This is a genomic window from Thalassospira sp. ABL2_045, assembly GCF_056161285.1.
Genome location: NZ_JBSWYV010000036.1, coordinates 1 through 1,021, shown reverse-complemented (window position 1 = coordinate 1,021; position 1,021 = coordinate 1). Strand labels below are relative to the sequence as shown.

1 protein-coding gene is annotated in these 1,021 nt (G+C 55.8%); it reads right to left on the bottom strand.

What is annotated here, in order from left to right; all coding sequences use genetic code 11:
* Positions 1 to 1,021: hypothetical protein (locus ACXAIA_RS20610; RefSeq protein ID WP_475351007.1), on the bottom strand; the 1,021-nt coding region annotated here is incomplete at both ends.

Genomic DNA, 1,021 nt, shown 5'->3' with positions numbered 1-1,021 from the left:
TCATGGTGTCGGTCACCAACGCCAAACGCCCAAGCGCGTCCATCTGACGGCTTTCCGTTTCGAGAAGCGGGGTCGTCACCGTGACCGTCAAACCATCATAGGCGGTTTGCGTCACAGCCCCGTTTTCTTCGGTGACCATGACAACACGATCAAGTACGTCATAGGCCGTATCGACCCAGACCGGCAGATCACCGGCAAAATACGGACGTGATTTGCGGATCACCCGGCCAAAGGTATCAAACACGGTTTCCTGATAGGTCACCGTGCCATCTGCTCCCTGACTTTCCATCATGAAGTCACGGCCGAGTTCATCAAGATAAGTCCGCACAGCCGGCCCCACGGCATCACCGGTCGCACTCACGATATGCTGTTCTTCAATGCGTTCGACAGCTGCCACCGGGCATCCGGTCACATCCGCACAAAGATCATAGTTGCGCAAAACTTCGGTGCCATCCGCATTCACCTGACGGGTCAGGCGACCAAAGCCGTCATACTCATAATCTGTCACCAGACCATTGGCATCGGTCTCTTTGGTGACTGTGCCAAGCGCCGTATTATATTCATAGGCAACCGTATGATTGAGGCCATTGGTCTGGCTCAGCATGAACCGGCCATCGGTCGACCAGATCATGCTCGCGGTGCGGGCCGTCTCGCCAACTGTACTGACTGTCTGGCTGGTGACATTGCCAAAGCTGTCACGGCCATATTGCGTCACGACTTCAAGGATGGCATCGCCCGGCTCGACAGTCTCTGTGGCGATCAGGTGGGTATTACCGTGATAGCTATAGGCTGTGGTGCGGCTGGCTGTGGTGTTGTCCGGCGTTGTTCTCGTTTCGACACTTTGGGTAATTCGCCCGATCAGCCAGTTGGCTTCGTCATTGCTGACCGTGTTGGTCACCTTGCTGACATGGGTCTCCCCACCTCCGACTGTGGTTTTGGTGATCTCGGTCGGGGTGCCATAGGCATCATAGACATAATCGACTGTCGTCACCGTTACCGGTGTTGGTTCGGCACTTTGCGC